At 66.2% G+C, this 18,057-nt stretch carries 9 protein-coding genes and 1 tRNA gene; 9 read left to right on the forward strand and 1 reads right to left on the reverse strand.

Features of this window, described 5'->3' with window-relative positions; translation table 11 throughout:
• Window positions 1–478 precede the first annotated feature (478 nt).
• The 9 genes from pap (at window position 479) to AB1824_10580 (ending at window position 13,753) form a co-directional block, all read left to right on the forward strand.
• Complete coding sequence (gene pap / locus AB1824_10540; protein ID MEW5765403.1) at window positions 479–1,954, forward strand: polyphosphate:AMP phosphotransferase; 1,476 nt, start codon at window positions 479–481, stop codon at window positions 1,952–1,954.
• A gap of 193 nt (window positions 1,955–2,147) precedes the next feature.
• Window positions 2,148–4,115 carry a TonB-dependent receptor plug domain-containing protein gene (locus AB1824_10545; protein ID MEW5765404.1) on the forward strand — a complete coding sequence of 656 codons (1,968 nt, stop codon included), beginning with the start codon at window positions 2,148–2,150 and terminating at the stop codon, window positions 4,113–4,115.
• Window positions 4,116–4,132: 17 nt separating this feature from the next.
• Complete coding sequence (gene cbiM / locus AB1824_10550; protein ID MEW5765405.1) at window positions 4,133–5,131, forward strand: cobalt transporter CbiM; 999 nt, start codon at window positions 4,133–4,135, stop codon at window positions 5,129–5,131.
• A gap of 163 nt (window positions 5,132–5,294) precedes the next feature.
• A complete protein-coding gene (locus AB1824_10555) occupies window positions 5,295–6,044 on the forward strand; it encodes a CbiQ family ECF transporter T component (GenBank protein MEW5765406.1) in 750 nt (249 codons plus the stop codon).
• On the forward strand, window positions 6,041–6,874 hold the full coding sequence (locus AB1824_10560) for an ABC transporter ATP-binding protein (protein MEW5765407.1): 834 nt from the start codon (window positions 6,041–6,043) through the stop codon (window positions 6,872–6,874). The genes AB1824_10555 and AB1824_10560 overlap by 4 nt, the downstream gene beginning before the upstream one ends.
• Before the next feature lie 466 nt (window positions 6,875–7,340).
• A tRNA-Ala gene (locus tag AB1824_10565) sits at window positions 7,341–7,416 on the forward strand.
• Between the two features lie 128 nt (window positions 7,417–7,544).
• The gene (locus AB1824_10570; GenBank protein ID MEW5765408.1) at window positions 7,545–9,206 is read left to right on the forward strand and encodes a DHH family phosphoesterase; all 1,662 of its coding nucleotides are present in this window, start codon (window positions 7,545–7,547) and stop codon (window positions 9,204–9,206) included.
• Window positions 9,207–9,308: 102 nt separating this feature from the next.
• Entirely contained in the window at window positions 9,309–12,035 is a 2,727-nt protein-coding gene (gene ppdK / locus AB1824_10575; protein ID MEW5765409.1) for a pyruvate, phosphate dikinase, read from the forward strand.
• Window positions 12,036–12,175: 140 nt separating this feature from the next.
• Window positions 12,176–13,753 (forward strand): aldehyde dehydrogenase family protein, encoded by a 1,578-nt coding sequence (locus AB1824_10580; protein MEW5765410.1) that lies wholly within the window; start codon window positions 12,176–12,178, stop codon window positions 13,751–13,753.
• A gap of 94 nt (window positions 13,754–13,847) precedes the next feature.
• Here the strand turns inward: AB1824_10580 and AB1824_10585 are convergent, their stop codons facing one another.
• Window positions 13,848–18,017 carry an SdrD B-like domain-containing protein gene (locus tag AB1824_10585; protein MEW5765411.1) on the reverse strand — a complete coding sequence of 1,390 codons (4,170 nt, stop codon included), beginning with the start codon at window positions 18,015–18,017 and terminating at the stop codon, window positions 13,848–13,850.
• Between the last annotated feature and the right edge of the window lie 40 nt (window positions 18,018–18,057).

An 18,057-nucleotide genomic window follows, 5' to 3' on the forward strand; every position in this document is an offset into this window, starting at 1 on the left:
GAGGGCCGCGGGCGAGAGCGCGACCGAAGAGGGAGCGATCGCAAGCCGCGGCCCCAGGGGAGAGGCTGGGGCCGGGAACGCTAGGGCGCGCGTGGAACGCAGCGCCGAGACTCGGGAGGCGCGAGGCTCCCGCGGCCCTTGCGTTCGAATCCCGCCGCCTCCACCAGCAAACCGAAAGGGAGGGTTGCGCCCTCCCTTTTTTCTAGGGCCGCCATTGAATTTCGCGGGAGTTGAAGCCGCAGAGGGGACCCTGAGGGCCGCGGGCGAGAGCGCGACCGAAGAGGGAGCGATCGCAATCCGCGGCGACAGGGGAGAGGCTGGGGCCGGGAACGCTCAGGAACACGGCCTCGGGTCCTCTCCCGGGGATGTGGAGAGCTGGGAAGGCCATTCTGGCCACAGGGATGGCTTGCGCAGATTGGCACTCCAAACGCCGGGTCCGTATAATTCACTCACAAGAACGAAGGGAAGGGGGACTGCCATGTTCGAGACGGCGGAACTCGGTCAGCGCGTTTCGAAAGAAGCTTACAAGGCTGCCGTCGGGCCGCTCCGCAGTGGATTGCTCAAGGCGCAGGGGGATCTCGCGGCCTCGAATACGGCGGCGGTGGTGCTCGTCGGGGGGGTGGAGGGGGCCGGAAAGGCGGAGGCCATCAACCGGCTGCTGGAGTGGCTGGACGCGAGGGGCGTTGAAATCCACGCGCTTTCGGATCCGACCGACGAAGAGCGGGAGCGTCCCTTCATGTGGCGGTTTTGGAGGAGGCTTCCCGCAAAGGGCCGAATGGGGATCTTCCTGGGATCCTGGTACACGGAGCCCATTGTGGAAAGGACCTTCGGCCGAATCGGTGACGGGCGCTTCCACAGGCGCCTGGACGCCATCTGCGATTTCGAGAAGATGCTGGATCAGGAGGGCGTAGCCCTGGTCAAGATCTGGCTTCACATCTCCAAGGACCAGATGCGGCGCCGGCTCAAGGCCCTTGAAAAGGACCCCGATCAGCGCTGGCGCGTGACCCCGCGCGACTGGAAATTCTTCGGGAAATACGACCGGTTCAGGTCTGTGTCGGAGCAGGCGCTGATGCACACGTCCACCGGATGGGCTCCCTGGCACATCCTGGAGGCAACGGACAAGCGGTACCGGGACCTGAAAGTCGGGGAGGTTCTCCTGGAGAGCCTGAAGGAAAGGCTGACGCGCGACTCCAAGGCGCCGCCCCCGGAAAGGCGCCCCTATCTCGCCAAGCCGCCCCAAGTGAACGTGCTCAGGGCCCTCGACCTGGGAAAGAAGGTCGAGGAGAGTCGGTACGAAAAAGCCCTGAAGAAGAAACAGGCCGAACTCTCCTTCCTCTCGCGCCGGCTGTACGAGGAGAAGCGGTCCTTGATTCTGGTCTTCGAGGGTCCGGACGCCGCTGGCAAGGGAGGCGCCATCCGGCGTCTCACGGCGGCCATGGACATGCGCAATGCGCGGCACATCTCCATCGCAGCCCCCACCGAGGAGGAGCGCGCCCACCCGTACCTGTGGCGATTCTGGCGCCACCTCCCCCGGCTCGGACGAGTGACCATCTTCGACCGGTCCTGGTACGGACGGGTGCTGGTGGAGCGGGTGGAGGGGTTCTGCACGATGGCGGAATGGCAGCGGGCCTACGCGGAGATCAACGGGTTCGAAGAGGAGCTGGCGCAGTTCGGCCACATTCTGATCAAGTTCTGGTTGGCCATCTCCTCGAAGGAACAGTTGAGGCGGTTCAAGGAGCGGCAGGAAACGCCCTACAAGCAATACAAAATCACCCAGGAGGACTGGCGGAACCGGGCCAAGTGGGACGCCTACGAGGCGGCGGCCTTGGACACCTTTGAAAAGACCAGCACGAGCCAGGCGCCCTGGGTACTCGTGGAGGGCGAAGACAAGAACCACGCCCGGCTGAAAGTGCTGGACGAGGTGAATCGCCGCCTTTCGTTCCTGCGCAAGTGACTCTCCATAAAGGACGATCCGAGGGATCGATGCGGTGGGATCGATCCCGGTGCATTCTCTAGCCACTCTTCACTGAATCGGTTTTTCGGGACGGAAGTCGAGAGGCTTCCTGGCTTGCGCCGGCGAAGCCCAGGTGCTACTATTTTCAATTAGGTGGCACGCTTTCCGTGTACAGGGCGGAGGGGGGGAAAGAATGGAAGGACAAAAGACCAACCGGTCAGGCGAGGGCCTCGTCGTGGCTCTGGGGGTCCTGACGGGGGCATGGGTGCTCGCGGAGGATGCGCCGCTCCTTACCCAACTCCCTGAAGCTCTTCCAAAGGCAGGGTACCTGGGCTCCACCGAGGTGACAGTTCGCGCCAAACCCGTCGAGGAGAGCCTGGAGAGCACGGTCCAGGGCACCCTCCTCTCCGTGGTCTCGGAGGGACAGATCGAGGACCTCAACGCCCAGGACCTGGCGAGCGCCCTGCGGCGAATCCCGGGGCTCACCATCAGCCGGTACAACCCCATCGGCAGTTACGGAGGGGCAGACGGCGGAGCCATCTACATTCGCGGGCAGGGCGCGGGGCGCCCGGGCGGAGAAGTGGCCACCCTCGTGGACGGCGTTCCGGTCGTGGTCTCGGTGTGGACCCATCCCATTCTGGACCTGCTCAACACCGATGCGGCGGATTCCATAGAGGTATACAAGAGCCCGGAGCCCGTCTTGTTCGGAAACATGGCCTTTGGCGCCGTCAACCTGGTTCCCAAGCGCCCCGCCGAGGCGGCGAATGGCCAAGCGGTTCTCTTCGGAGGCTCCTATTCCCAGTTCGGCGTGAAGGCCGAAGAGGGCATCCCGCTGGGGCGGGGAGGGCTCTATCTGCAGGGAAGCGTCCTTCGAAGCGACGGCCACCGAAGGGACGCCGGGGGGCGGGTGGCCAGGGCTTACGGAAGAGGCGAGATGGAACTCGCGGACCACTGGCAGGTCTCCTTTCAAGTCCACCACACGGATTCCTGGGCCGAGGATCCAGGACGGGAGGAGGCCCCCAGGCCCCCCGTGACCCCTCGCTATCCGATCCGGAACACGCTCCTGCTCGGCACCTTGGAGAACCGCTTTGCCTGGGGAGACGGGTACGTGAAGGTCTACGACAACGACGGGATCGCCCGCTGGCTCCAGTGGGATTCGGGGGCAGGCCACGCCTTCGTGACGCGCACCGAATACGAGGGGTATGGCGTGAGGATTCGACAGAACTTCACACCCTGGTCCGGCGGGCGCATCACCCTGGGTCTGGATGACGACACCTTCGGCGGCCATTTCCAGGAACTGCGGCCGTACCCGACGCGTCCGAGCCCCCGGCGGCTCTTCCGGAACCGGGCTCCGTATCTCCTGGTGAGCCAAACCTTCGGAGAAACGCTCCAGGTCACCCCCTCGTTGGGAATCCGAGCCAACGACGCCCGCTACTTCGAAGACCAGACCGGCCGACAGTTCGGCCTCACGGCGGCCTGGAAAGGACTCGTCCTCCACGGGGGACACTCGCGCTCATTCAGCTACCCCGGCGTGTATGCCGCGATCATGTTCGGTCCCGCCTATCCGGATCGAAAGTGGACGGGCCTGAAGGCGGAAACCTTGACCCACACGGAGGTGGGAGTCGGATGGGACGCAGGAGGGGCGGCCTCGGCCGATCTGACTCTCTTTTCGGACAAGGTGGAAAACGCCCTCCGATTTGCTCCGCCCCCGCCCTTTCCGCCCGGCTTCGCCAACCTCGGAGCATACACGGTCAAGGGAGCCATGGGAGAGGTTCGGCTGGCCCCGTCGCCGCGGGTTGCCGTATTCTTGGGGGCATGCACGGCGAGCACGGGACGAGCGGAAATCCCCGAAACGCCCAAGTGGACCCTTTCGGGTGGCGTCACGGCGGTGGTGGGCGGCGGGACCCGGATCTCGGGGGACGCACAGTACGTGGGGGCCCGCAACGTGCTCAATCCGCGCTTTGCGCGCACCCAGGAATGGATCGGGGCCCATTTCCTGGTCAACGCGAGGATCGCCAGGTCCATCTGGGAGGGCCGCTCCGGCGCTTCGGGCGAAATCCACGTGGCCGGAGAAAACTTGCTCAACCGGGAGTACTCCTTCCGACCCGGCTACCCCATGGCGGGGATCAACGGCTCCGTCGGCCTGACGCTGCGCTGGTGAGGGGAGGGAAATAGCCGATGCACATCCCGGACGGATACTTGGGACCGGCCACGGCCCTCGCGACCTGGGGGATCATGGTGCCCGTCTGGGGATCGGCCCTGCGCCATCTTCGAAAGGGCCTGGAGGTGCGGCGAATCCCCCTCCTTTCCCTGGGCGCCGCCTTCTCGTTTCTCATCATGATGTTCAACATACCCATCCCCGGGGGAACCACCGGGCACGCCGTGGGCAGCGTGCTGGTGGCCCTCCTCCTGGGACCCTGGGCCGCCGTGATCTCCGTGTCCCTGGCCCTGGCTCTGCAGGCGCTCCTATTTGGGGACGGCGGGATCACGGCCCTGGGGGCGAACTGCTTGACCATGGCGGGCATCATGCCTCTCGCGGGTTGGGCGGCGTTTCGCCTGACGGGGGCGACGGCGCCTCCTGACTCGCGCCGTCGATACCTTGCGGCCGGCTTCGCCGCGTACGCGGGCTTGAACGCGGCGGCCCTCGCCACGGCAGGGCTCCTCGGCATCCAGCCCCTCCTGGCCAGCGACGCCTCGGGACGACCGTTGTACTGTCCATACGGGCTCGGCGTGGCCGTGCCCGTGATGGCCGCCGAACACCTTCTACTCTTCGGCTTCGTGGAGGCCATCGTAACCTCCGTGGCGCTGAAGTGGCTGGACAGGACGGAGCCCGGGTTAGCCCCCGGCCCGGCGGTCCCCGCCGCCCCCTATCGGAAGCTGTGGGGGTGGCTTCTGGTCCTGCTCGTCCTGACGCCGCTGGGCTTCCTCGTCCCCCGATGGGCAGGGGCCGCCGCGGCTTGGGGCGAGTGGTCGCCCGAGGAACTGATCGTCATGCTGGGATACGTTCCCGCCCGACTCGAACGATGGGCGGCCTTCTGGAGGGCCCCCGTGCCCGACTACGCGGAGGAGGCCGGTCCCTTGGGATATCTCCTCGCGGGAGCGCTGGGGATTGCAGTCCTTGGGGCCCTGTACGTGGGCTTGAAGACCGTCACGCGCGTGAGGGGCGACCGTGGCTGACGTGCCGGCCTGGCTTCTCGAAGGGGTTTCGGGCGCGGAGGGAGGTCGGGTCGAGGGACCCCTTCCGGGGCGGCCAAGGAGCAGGGGACTGAGGCGGGCCTTGCTTGCGCTGTCAAGGCTTTGGACCCACTTGGAGGACCCGCCGCCCTCGGGGCTGTTCGCCTTGGCCGATCGCGCGGGCCCTGCCTCGCTCGTGGCCACCGTTCTCATGGCGATCCTTGTGGTGGCCTTCGCTCGAACCCCCTTCCTGCTCGGTGTGCTTCTGGTGGTGCCGCTCGGGGGGCTTCTGGCCAGCGGCGGAGGGCGGGGCCGGCCGGCCGCGCTTGTGGCGGCCTCCGCCCTGTTCTCTTTGATCGTTGCCTTTCCTGCCCTTTTCGCATGGATTTCTCCCGGCCAGGCCCTGGTTCCACCCGGCGGTCCCACACAGGGTAAAACACCCCCCTGGGCCGTCACGGACACGGGGGTCTACCTTGCCGCACGGCTCGCGATGAGATCCACCGCGTCCGTCGCCTGGGTCGCGCTCATGGGACACCTTCTTCCCTTCGGAAAAATCCTCAAGGGCCTCGCCGCCTGGAGGGTTCCGTCCCTCCTGCTCGCCCTCCTGTCCATGGGCCACCGCTATCTTCAGGTCCTGTCCCAATGCGCCCAGGAGATGCACCTGGCCCGGCTCAGCCGCAGCCTTGCGGGTGGGGATTTGCGGGAGGAGCAGGCGTGGGTGGGCGCGGGCCTGGGCAGCCTCTACCGAAGGACGCGGCGCCTGGCGGAGGAGGTTACCCTCGCCATGGTCTCGCGGGGATGCACGGCGGAGGCCCCCCAGTTGGTCGGTGTGTCGCCGGTCGAACCGAAGGCGTTCTTCCTGCCCGCGGTCGCCGCAGGGGTGGGCCTTTTCTTGCTTTGGTTGGAGCGACAGTGAGCGACCTCTATAAGCCGCCGCTCTTTGAAATCCGGGGAGTGACCTTCGCCTACCCGGGGCGACCTCCGAGCCTGGAGGAGGTCTCCTTCACCGTGCGGAAGGGAGAGCGTGTGGCCCTTCTGGGCGCAAACGGGTCGGGCAAGACCACGCTCCTGCTCCTGCTCGACGGACTTTACTTTCCCCAGGGGGGCCGGATCGACTTCGAAGGGAATCCCATCGAGGCCCATTCTCTCGAAGACGGAGAGGCCGTCCGCCACTTCCGGAGGCGCGTCGGCCTCCTTTTTCAAAACCCGGATGCCCAGCTTTTCAGCCCTTCCGTGAGGGAGGAACTTTTGTTCGCCCCGAGGCAGTTGGGCCTCCCGAGCGAGGAAGCCGAGGAACGGGTGGAAACCGTATTGAATTTGATGGAAATCTCGGACTTGCGGGACCGCCCGCCCCAGAGCCTCAGCGCGGGGGAAAAGAAGCGAGTGGCTCTGGCTTCCCTGCTCACGGCGGGCCCCTCCGTGCTTCTCCTGGACGAGCCGACGGCCGGGCTTGACCCGCGAAGCCAGTCCCGCCTTCTCGATATCCTGGAACAGCTCCACGGGGCGGGCCTCACCCTGATCACGGCCACGCACGAGCTTCTCCTGCTGCCGCACCTGGCGGACCGTGCGGTGGTGTTGTCGCCGGGGCACCGGCTGCTCGCCGAGGCCCCGGCGGATGAAGTTCTGTCGGACCTCGCGCTGCTGGACCGCGCCAACTTGATTCACATTCACTCCCACCGGCATGGAGACGTGCTCCACCGCCACCCTCACCTTCACTGGGCCGGCCATCACCATGAGGAGCCATGAGGCGCGGCCCCGCCCTGTCCGAAGACCGTTCGGGAGTCTGCTTGAAAACGGCGGCCCGGGAACCCATATTACGGAGGCCGCGGGCGCAGGGCCCAAGCCACATGCCCCAGGGAGGCCCGCGGCGGGCGGTGGTCGCCGTTGATCCACCTTGGAAAGGAGTCGCCCTTGGCTCGACGCACCGAAAGTCTCGCCCGCCTCAAAGTGGAATCCCTGGAACTGTCCCGAGTCGGCATCCGCCGGACCCGCCGCTAGGATCGCGGGGGAACGGCGGATTCGCCCTGCTCAAGGCGGAATGCCCGCCACGTCGGACTGTAGGACCGGAGGCGAGCCCTCCGCGTGGAGTTGGTTTGGGACCGTCCCGGGGAACCCGGTTCCGGAGGGGAGGGTCTGTCTCGAGCGATTCGGGAGACGCCCCTGCGGCCGGCTTGACCTACCCGTATGGATTCGCTATAATTACCCGCCTGGTGGGGCTATGGCGCAGCTGGGAGCGCGCTTGAATGGCATTCAAGAGGTCGGGGGTTCGATCCCCCCTAGCTCCACCAAAAACACCCCCCGCCCCTGCGCGGCGGGCGACCCGGCGCCGGAGAGCAATCTCCGGCGTTTTTCATAGTTAGACTAGGACCGTTGGGCGTCGCGCGTCCGGCGACGAACCCCGGGGAGGCGAGCGGGAGTGGGCATCCGGTGGGTGGCGCAATCCGGGATGGAGGGCCGCCGGGCCGAAATCGCCTTGCGGTTCGGTCTCTCCCGAACGGCCGCTCTCCTTCTGGCCGTGCGCTTTCCCGATGACGAAGGGATCGAGGAGTATCTGGACCCCTCCCGGGTCGAATGGCCTTCCCCCCTTCGCATTCCCCACTTGAGTGAAGCGGCGGACCGCGTGGTCCGCGCCGTCCGGGCTGGGGAGAAGATCTTCATCCACGGGGACTACGACGTGGACGGCCTCATGGGGGCCGCCGTCTTGACGGGCGCGCTTCGGACCCTGGGGGCCTCGCCCGACGTGTACATCCCCTCGCGATTCGAAGGCGGCTACGGCCTCTCTGAGTCCAGTGTGTCCGCCGCCCTCTCGGGCTCGGCATCCTTGGTCCTCACGACGGACTGCGGCACGAACGCCAGGGAGGCGGGGGCGGATCTCGCCAGGCACGGCGTGGACCTCGTGGTGACGGACCACCACGTGCCTTCCCCGGACCAGCAACCCCCGGGATGGATCGTCAATCCCCACATGGAGCCGGACCACCCGGACCGGGCCCTCTGCGGCACCCTGGTGGCCCTCCAGCTCGTGCGTCGCGTGGGGGACCTCCTGGGGCGCCCCCTGAGCCTCGAACCCTTCGTGAGACTCGGCGCCATCGCCACCGTGGCCGACGTCAGCCCCCTGACGCCCCTCAACCGCCGGGTGTGTCGGGAAGGGTTTGCGGCCCTCGCCACCACGCCCAACCTGGCCCTCGCGAGGATGTTCAAGGCCGCCGGGGCGAACGGGCGAATCATGGGCCACCACATCGCCTTTCATATCGCCCCGCGCCTCAACGCCGCGGGGCGAATCGAGGACGCACGCCTCGTGCTCGACCTTCTATTGGAGAGGGACGCGGCGCGAGCCGCGGCCCTGTCCGGACGTCTCGAGGGCCTCAACCGGAAGAGGCGGGCGCTTCAGGCCGCCGCCTACGACGACGCCTCGGCGAGGGTGCGGGAGAACCCCGAAGGGCCCGTCCTGTTCGTGGCATCGGGGCGGTGGCACCGCGGCGTGCTTGGACCCGTCGCGGCCAGGCTGGCGGAGTCCTTCCGGAAAAGCGCCTTCGTCGTGTCGGTAGAAGGGGGGATCGGAACCGGATCCGCCCGTTCGTGGGGAGGCGAAAACGTAGTGGCCCTGTTGGAACGCTGTTCGGACCTCCTTCTGCGGTACGGGGGCCACGGCGGAGCGGCCGGGTTCAGCGTGGAGGCCGACAAGATCCCCGCCCTGGAGAAGAGAGTTCAGGCCGAGGCCGCCGAGCGGTCTCCCGACGCGCCCGCGCCGGTCGCGTACATCCCGATCCTCCCCGACGACGTCCCGGGGCTCTGGGACGCGTGGGAGGTCATGGACCCCTTTGGGCCGCTGAACGACGAGCCGACGGTCGGAATCGAAGGGCTCTACGCGAAGGGATGCCGCGTGCTCAACGGGAAGCACCTCATGTGGGAAGCGGAGGCGGGTGGAGGCCAGCGGCTCACCGTGATCGCCTGGGACGGGTTGGGCCGAGGGCTGAGCCCGTCCTCCCTCACGCCCTCGGCGCTGGTCATCGGCAAGCCGGCGCCCGAGCAGCGGCCCGTGGCGCTGCCTTTTTACTTGAACCTGCTCGACATCTGCTGATTGGGGTGGCGTGCCCCACTTTCCGGGGGCGCGAGGAACGCCCCTTCCTGCGCCCGATGGGCATGGGATAGACTCCACCTCTTGTCTACGAGAGGAACGAACATGCCGAAATGGGTCTTTTTCTTCGGAAACGGGAAGGCGGAGGGGCACGGGAAACAGAAGGAACTTCTTGGTGGAAAGGGCGCCGGGCTGGCGGAGATGACGAATCTGGGCATCCCCGTCCCGCCGGGGTTCACCATCACCACCGAGGTGTGCACCTATTTCTACGCCAACGGCCGCACCTATCCGGCCGACCTTCGAGCGCAAGTGGACGAGGCCCTCGCCGGCGTCGAGGCCATCATGGGACGGACCTTCGGGGACCCCTCCAACCCGCTCCTGTTCTCGGTCCGATCCGGTGCCCGAGCCAGCATGCCGGGCATGATGGACACGGTCCTCAACCTGGGTCTCAACGACGCAACCGTGGAAGGCCTGGCGGCCCGGACGGGCAACCCCCGCTTCGCCTGGGATTCCTATCGCCGCTTCGTCGCCATGTACGGGGACGTGGTCCTGGGCCTCAAGCCGGTGGACAAGAAGGAAGAGGACCCCTTCGAGGTGATCCTCGAACGGGTCAAACACGAGGTCGGCGCGCGGTTCGACACGGACCTCGGGGCGGATGACCTGCGGCGCCTCGTGGCCCTATTCAAGGGCGAGATCAAGGCTCGGCTCGGCCTTGAGTTCCCGGAGGATCCGCGGGAACAGCTGTGGGGCGCCATCGGGGCGGTTTTCGGCTCGTGGATGAATGACCGGGCCATCGCGTACCGGAAGCTGTATGACATCCCCGGTGATTGGGGCACGGCCGTCAACGTCCAGACCATGGTCTTCGGCAACCTAGGGGAGACCTCCGGAACGGGCGTGGGCTTTACGCGGGACCCGGCCCTGGGGGAGAACCGGATGTACGGCGAGTTCCTCATGAACGCCCAGGGCGAGGACGTGGTGGCGGGCATCCGCACGCCCAGGCCCATCGCGGAGCTCGAGCAGGTTCTCCCCCAGGCGTTCAACCAGCTCGTGGGCATCCGGAACACCATCGAAAGGCACTTCCGGGACATGCAGGACTTTGAGTTCACGATCGAGGAGGGGCGGCTCTGGATGCTCCAGACCCGCACGGGAAAGCGCCACCCGTTCGCGGCGGCTCGGATGGCGGTGGACATGGAGGCCGAGGGCCTCATCTCGGAAAAGGAGGCCGTGCTCCGGCCCGAGGCGGACGGCATCGCCGCCTTCCTGTCGCCCATTTTCGACGCCGGCGCGAAGCTCCAGGCCGTCCGGGAGAAGCGGGTTGTGGCCAAGGGGCTCCCGGCGGGTCCTGGCGGAGCGTCGGGAAGGGTCGTATTCAACGCCGTGGACGCCGAAGTGTGGGCCCGGCGGGGCGAGAAGGTCCTCCTGGTGAGGAAGTTCACGAGCCCCGAGGACATCCGGGGCATGAACGCCGCCCAGGGGATTCTGACGGCCATGGGCGGCATGACCTCCCACGCGGCCCTGGTGGCCCGTCAGATGGGAAAGGTGTGCATCGTAGGCTGCGGAGCCCTCGACATCGACTACGCCAAAGGGGAGATGCGGGTGGGGGAGAACGTGGTCCGCGAGGGGGATTGGCTCTCCATCGACGGGTTCACGGCGGAGGTGATCCTGGGCCAGCTCCCCACGCGCCCCAGCGAGGTGTTGCAGGTCATTTCCGGCGAACTGAGGCCCGAGGAGAGCCGCAACTTTCAGCAATTCGACCGGCTCATGGCCTGGGCGGACAAGTACCGGCGCCTCGAGGTCTGGACCAACGCCGACACGCCCGGACAGGCCGCCACGGCCGTCAAGCTGGGGGCGCAGGGTATCGGATTGTGCCGCACGGAACACATGTTCTTCGAAGGGGACCGGATTCATTACGTTCGAAGGATGATCCTCTCCGAATCCAAGGAGGACCGCCAGAAGGCCCTGGCTCACCTCTTTCCCATGCAGAAGGAGGACTTCGCCGGCATTTTCCGGGCCATGAACGGCCGGCCGGTCACGGTCCGTCTTTTGGATCCTCCTCTTCATGAATTTCTTCCGTCTCGCGAGGCGTTAAAGCCGGAAGTCTTCGCCCAAAAGGTGAAGGCTGTCGCCGACGAATTGGGCGTCTCCCCCGAGGAGATCGAGGACCGAATCGAAGGCCTGCACGAGAACAATCCCATGCTGGGCCACCGCGGCTGCCGGCTGGGCGTGACCTATCCGGAAATCTACGAGATGCAGATCCGGGCCATCCTCGAGGCCGCCTGCGAGGTGGCCAAGGAGGGCCTTCCCGTCCGGCCCGAGGTCATGATCCCCATCGTGGCCACCGCCGAGGAAATGAGAATCTTCGAGGCCATGACGCGGCGGATCGCCAAGGAGGTCTTCAAGAGGGCGGGCGCCAAAGTGCACTACCTCGTCGGAACCATGATCGAGTTGCCCCGCGCGTGCGTGGCGGCCGGCGCCATCGCCAAACACGCCGAGTTCTTCTCCTTCGGCACCAACGACCTCACGCAGACGGCCTGCGGGATCTCCCGGGACGACGTCCGCGGATTCCTTGGCCAATATGTGGAGCAGGAGATTTACCCGGTGGACCCCTTCCAGCGCATCGATCGGGAGGGGGTGGGCGAACTCATGAAGATCGCCGTAAAGGGCGGGCGGCGGAGCCGTCGCAAGCTGCAGATCGGCATCTGCGGCGAGCACGGGGGAGAACCGAACTCCGTCGAGTTTTGCCACGCCATCGGCCTCAATTACGTTTCCTGCTCCCCCTTCCGAGTGCCCGTGGCGCGCCTTGCGGCCGCCCAGGCGGCGCTCAAGGACTAGCCGAAGGGCGGGGTCGCTGGCGCCCGCGTCACGATCCGGTTTCAGTTGGTTCAGACTCGCGAGGATCCCCCCGAAAGGGGGGATTCCTGGTTCATGGCGACTCCGCTATCATGGAATGGCGGCACGATAGGGGGGGGGACATGAACGACCAGAACCCAAGCGCCACGCCGTGCGTGAATCCAGCCACCGGTGAGGTCTTCGCGCGGTCTCCGTTGCACTCCCTGGAGGACCTCCGGGCCGCCATGGAGGCGGCGCGGCAGGCCCAGCCCGGATGGGCGGCGCTCCCTCCGAAGGAACGGGCCCGGCGCGTCCTTCCCATCCGGGACCGCCTCGTTTCTCGTGCCGACGAACTGGCCCGGGTCTTGGCGCGCGACAACGGCAAGACCCTGACCGATGCCCTCGCCACCGAGATCCTGCCCGCCGCCATCTCGGTGACCTACTACGCGCGGATGGCGCCTCGTTTTCTGCGCCCCCGGAGGACGGGGACGGCCACCTGGCTTCTTGCCAACAAGCGTTCGGTCGTCCAGAGGGTCCCGTGGGGGGTGGTGGGGATCATTTCGCCGTGGAACTATCCCTTCGGCATTCCCTTCCACGAGGTCGTCATGGCTCTCCTGGCGGGGAACGCCGTCCTGTTGAAAACGGCGTCCGAGACCCAGGCGGTGGGCGTGGCTCTGGCGGAGGTCATCGGCGCGGCGGACCTTCCGAAGGGCCTCTTCTCCTTCCTCAACCTGCCCGGTCGAGTGGCGGGTCCAGCCTTCCTGGAGACGGGCGTGGACAAGCTGTTCTTCACCGGCAGCGTCCCCGTGGGGAAGGCCCTCATGGCCAAGGCCGCCGAAACCCTGACGCCCTTGTCCCTGGAATTGGGCGGGAACGACCCCATGCTCGTCTGCGAGGACGCGGATGTGGACCGGGCCGCCGCCGGCGCCGTCTGGGCGGGGATGCAGAACGCCGGGCAGTCCTGCGGCGGCGTGGAGCGGATCTACGTCCACGAGAAGGTGTACTCGGCCTTTCTCCAGGCCCTCAAGGCGCGGGTGGAAGCGCTCCGGGTGGGTCCCGGGGAAGGCTTCGAGAACGACATGGGCGCCATGACGACGGCCAAGCAGCTGGAGACCGTCCGGGAGCACGTTCGGGACGCCCTGGCCAAAGGCGCCGTTCTGCACGCCCAATCCTCCGCCCCCGAAGGCGGCCCCGGCCTTTTCCATCCCGCCGTGGTCCTCGCCGAGGTCAACCACGACATGGTCACCATGCGGGAGGAGACCTTCGGTCCCGTGGTGGGGGTCATGAAGGTGAAGGACATGGAGGAGGCCGTGGCCCTGGCCAACGATTCGAACCTCGGCCTCACGGCCTCCGTCTGGAGCCGCAACCGGAAGAGGGCCAAGACCCTCGCGTCCCGCCTTCACGCAGGCGCCGTCACGATCAACGACCACCTCATGAGCCACGGCCTGCCCGAAACGCCCTGGGGCGGATTCAAGCAGTCGAGCCTGGGCCGGACCCACGGCCAAATCGGCTTCGACGAGATGACCCAGCCCCGCGTCGTCGTGGACGACCTCCTCGGCTTCGCCGCTCGGGACCTCTGGTGGCACCCCCATGGCCGGGAGGTCTACGAAGGCCTCAAGGGGCTGGTGTTGGGCCTCTACGCCCGATCCTTCGGCACGCGCCTCGGCGGGTGGCTCAAGGCCCTTCGGATCCTTCCCCGCATGTTCCGCCGAAGCGGCTGAACCCAAACAGAAGGCCCGTTCAACAAGGCGCGGAGGACCCGCATAGGGCCCTCCGCACGTGTTTCTCCCCGCCGCCGTTGGGGGGGGTACGCCGCTACCACGGTCCCTCGGCGGGGCAAAGGTGATTGTACGCGGCCACCTCGTAGTACCAGACCGTGTATCCCGGCGGCGGGTCCTCACCGGAGGTGTCGATCCACTGCTTGTTGGCCGTCGCCTCGTCCATGTCCACCACGTCCGAGGCCACCCGCGTCCACTGGTTGTGGGCCAGGGCCACATCGTGGGTCCGGTAGATGTTGTAGCCCGTGACCTGGTCGGCCTGGTTAGGATCCATGAAATTCAGGATCGGATAGTCGTTCCCGTCCGTCGTGAGCGTTACGCTGTAAATGAACACGGTCTCGTCGGGCGGATCGCACAAAGCGCCGTCCACCATTCCGCAGTCCCACCGGGTGCAGTCCTCCCCACTGGTCAAGGTGATGAAGTCCGTCTGGCCCGTCGTCGTGTCGGCGTCGCTGTCGTACCCGTCGTCGGCGCCCTGGTCCTTGGGGCTGAACGCATAATCGGGAGAAGGCAGGAAGAACTTGACGAAATAAGTGGATCCGTAAGCGAGCCCGTTGAAACGGTAAAGGCCGTCGGGATCCGTCACCACTTCCTGGAGCCACTGGTACGAGTCGTTGTAGAGCTTGACGACAATGCCCGGCAGGCCCGGCTCGCCCGCGTCGCGCACGCCATCGGCATCGTCGTCCCGCCAGACCTGGTTGCCGATGGCGATGGGCTCCACCGCCGTCACCTGGGTCGCCGCGTTGTCCGAAAGGTCCGGGTCGCCCTCCGCGAGGCTGACGGCGGCGGACACCGAGGCCGTTCCCACCCCCGAGGTCTGGAACACGGCGATCAGGGATGTCGTGGCGCCTCCACCGAAGTCTCCCAGGGAAGCGTGGAGTTCGCCCGGCGCCCCCTCGGTCCAACGGGGGTCGCTGGCGCCTGCGTCGAAGGTCAGGGACGCCGACCCGGTCGTTGCCAGGGTCGTGTCGAGGCTCACGGCCGTGGCGCCTCCCGCCGTCTCGTTGGCCAGCTCGAACGTGTAGGTCACGGGCCGCGTGGTGAGTACCGGCTCGGGGGAGTCGGAGAGCTGAAGGGAGAGATCGGGGAGCGCCGTGGTGAAGGAGAATACGGGCGATTCTGAGGTCCCGCAAGGGTTGTGGGCCACGACCTTCCAGTAATAGGTCGTCCCCGAAACGAGTGCCATCGCCTTGGAAGAGGCCTTGATTCCCGAATTCACCATCGTCACAGGAGGATTGACTGTATCGAGGTAGAGATCGTAGCGAAGGGCCCACTGCGGGTCCGACCAGTCCAATTTGAGTGAATTGGGAACCTCCGTGGTGTCATTTCCCGGGGTCAGGAGATTCGGAGAGGTGGGCGGGGTGCTGCAACAAGATGCCAGATCGTCGATGACGACACCCAACAAGTCCGCAGCATACAGGCTGTCTCCAACGATGCGAGCCTCCTGCGCGCCTTGTTGGGTCTTCACCGTGGTCAATACGGCCGGCGCCAATGGGTTGGAAACGTCGATGAGAGGCACCTCCGTCCTGCCCAGACTCACGGCGAGGACGCTTCCGGAAAGGTCCAGGATCCCCGCATTTTCCGGAACGACGAGGCTCGAGACCATGGTCGGTACGGCAGGATTCGAAACATCGAAAACATCCAGCGCTGCAGCAGAGAGCACAAAAGCATAGCCCTCCGCGTAAACCACGCTGAAAGCGGATCCAGTGGTGGGAACACTTGCGATTAACACGGGCGCCTCGGGGGAGCTCACATCGATCACACGCAAGCCGCCCGTGCGGTCGGCGAGGTAGGCGTAAGGTCCGTCCAGGGCCACAGCGCGTACGGAGCAGCCATCGCACGGGACCGGGTGAATCCACTTGCCGAGCAAGGCCGGAGAGCTAGGCGTTGATACGTCGAGGATGTGGAGGCCTCCGGCGCCCGTGGCGTAATAGAGGGTCCGGCCGTCTTCGGAGAGCGTCGTCCGGAGCCCGTTCTTGGCGTAGGTTCCAACAGGCGAAGGCGTAGAGGGCGTGGTGACATCAAGGATGTACAAGTTGGAAGAGGCATCCGCGACGAAGGCCAGAGTATCGCGAACGGTAACACCGTAGATAAAGGAATTGCTGAGGTTCCATGCGCCCACTTCCGTGGGGGAAGCTGGCGCGGAGACATCAAGGATTCCCAGGCCTTCGCGTAAACGCGCGACGAAAACGTGGGTCCCGTCGCTCCAAAGCGCACGGGATTCTCCCTCGGAAGCATCCCAGAACCCAAGTTGGGTGATAGAGGACGGATCGCTCATATCAAGCAGGGTCAGCCCGGCGAAGTCCTCCGCCAACAGGCCCAGGGTGCCAGAGAGGGCCAAGTGGAAAGGATTGCCGCGGGGGGCGCGGCTACCCAGCAGAACGGGGTTGTTAGGGTTGGAGAGGTCAAGAACCTTCAACCCCAAATAACTGTCGCAGACATAGGCCATGCTTCCGCTGAGGGTCACCCACTCCACATAGAAGGCCTCTGTGATGGATGGGAGCCAAGTCGTAATGACGGTTGGAGCCGCAGGATTCGTGAGGTCGTAGAGCGTTACCCCATCTCCCCCTCCTGCAACGAGTGAGTTCCCCACGAGCCCCACGCTCTCCGTCTGGTTCGCGAGCGGCAGGATGGCAAGTTCGGTGGGAAAGTTCGGATTCGTAACATCAAGGACTTGGACGCCCGTGTAGAGGTACGCGACATAGGCGTATGTCGAAGGCCCGGCGGAATAGACCGTCACATCCTTGGCCATGTCGGGGTTTCCGCTAAATAGAGGTGCAGGAAGACTTCCAACATGCACGGGTGCGGACGGGGAGGACACATCGAAAATCATCGTTCCGCTTGTCCAGGCCGCTGCATAGAGGAAGTTACCCGCCAGTTCCATGCTCCCGTAAAGGCTCCCGGTCACTGGGAGGCGGGCAACTTCTGTCGGATTCGAGGGGTCCGATAGGCTGTAGATGGTCAAATTGGACCACTGGGGTACGTAGAGATAGCCATTCGCCACGAGCATCTCGTTTTCATCCAAAGTGCTTCCCGTGAGCACCTTCTCGCGGACCACCGACGGGGAGGACGGGTTGGAGATATCCAGCACGGTGAGGAAGAAGCCGTTGCCGGCATAGGCGTAATTCCCGTAGGTTACCGAAGAGCCGAGCATTCCGTACTGTTTAGAAGGCCACCGTCCCGTCAGCGTCGCACAGCCCGTTGTGAAGGTGCGCGTCCCGCCCGTGGAAAGCGTGCTCCCACAAGGGGACAGGGCTTCCACGTACCAGTAGTAAGTTGTCCCAGGGCTCAAGCCCGTCACGGTGTAGTAGTTCTCCGAGACGCCCGATGCGCGGAGGGGGGGTGGATCGGCGGTGCCGAAGTAGAGTGAATAACTTTGGGCGCCAGCGCTGGGGCCCCAGACCAACATCCTCGTCGTCGTGAGATTGGTGCCATCAGGGCCGGGGAAGAGCAGGTCGAAGGACCCGGGGATGGGGGCGGTGGTGAAGGACCCGCTGGCGGAGGTCGTGCCGCAGAGGTTCTTGGCCTCCACGCGCCAGTAGAAGGTCGTCGCCGGGGGGAAGCCCTCGGCCTGCCACCGGGAGGAGGTGAGGCCGGCCTCCACCAGATTCAGCGGGGGATCCACCGTGTCTACGTACACGTCGTAGCTCAGGGCCCCGGGGGCGTTCTCCCATTCGAAGGTGGCGGAGCAGGGCGCGTTGGTCGAGCCGGGGGCGGGGTATTCCAGGTCGAAGGCTCCGGGCGGGCCCGCGCAGCAGGAGGACAGGTCCTCGATGACGAACCCGAAATCGTCGGCAACGTAGAGAGAGTCTCCCATCAGATGGGCCTGCCAGGCGTTGCCGGGGGTGTTCAGGGTTCCGGACAGCGTCGGGGCGGCGGGATCGGACACGTCGAGGAGGAGGACGCCCGTGCCGTAATCCGACACGAAGGCGGTGGACCCCGAGACCTCCACGTTCATCGCATTCCCTGGCGTATCGTAGGCTCCCACCTCGACGGGCGCCGCCGGGTCGCTTACATCCACGACGCGGAGTCCCGCGGCGCCCGCGGCGACGTAGGCATGGGTCCCTGACACCGCCACGGCGACCGCGTCCGAGGGGAAGGAGAGGGATCCGAGAGGGGTCGGATGGACGGGATCCGACAGGTCCAGGATGCGCAGCCCTCCATTCGCGTCGGCGAGGTAGGCGCGACCGGCGTCCAGCGCCACCATGCGCGCGCCTCCGGGCGTGTCCAGGCGGAAGACCTCGTGC

Source organism: Acidobacteriota bacterium (assembly GCA_040752915.1).
Lineage (GTDB): Bacteria > Acidobacteriota > UBA4820 > UBA4820 > DSQY01 > JBFLVU01.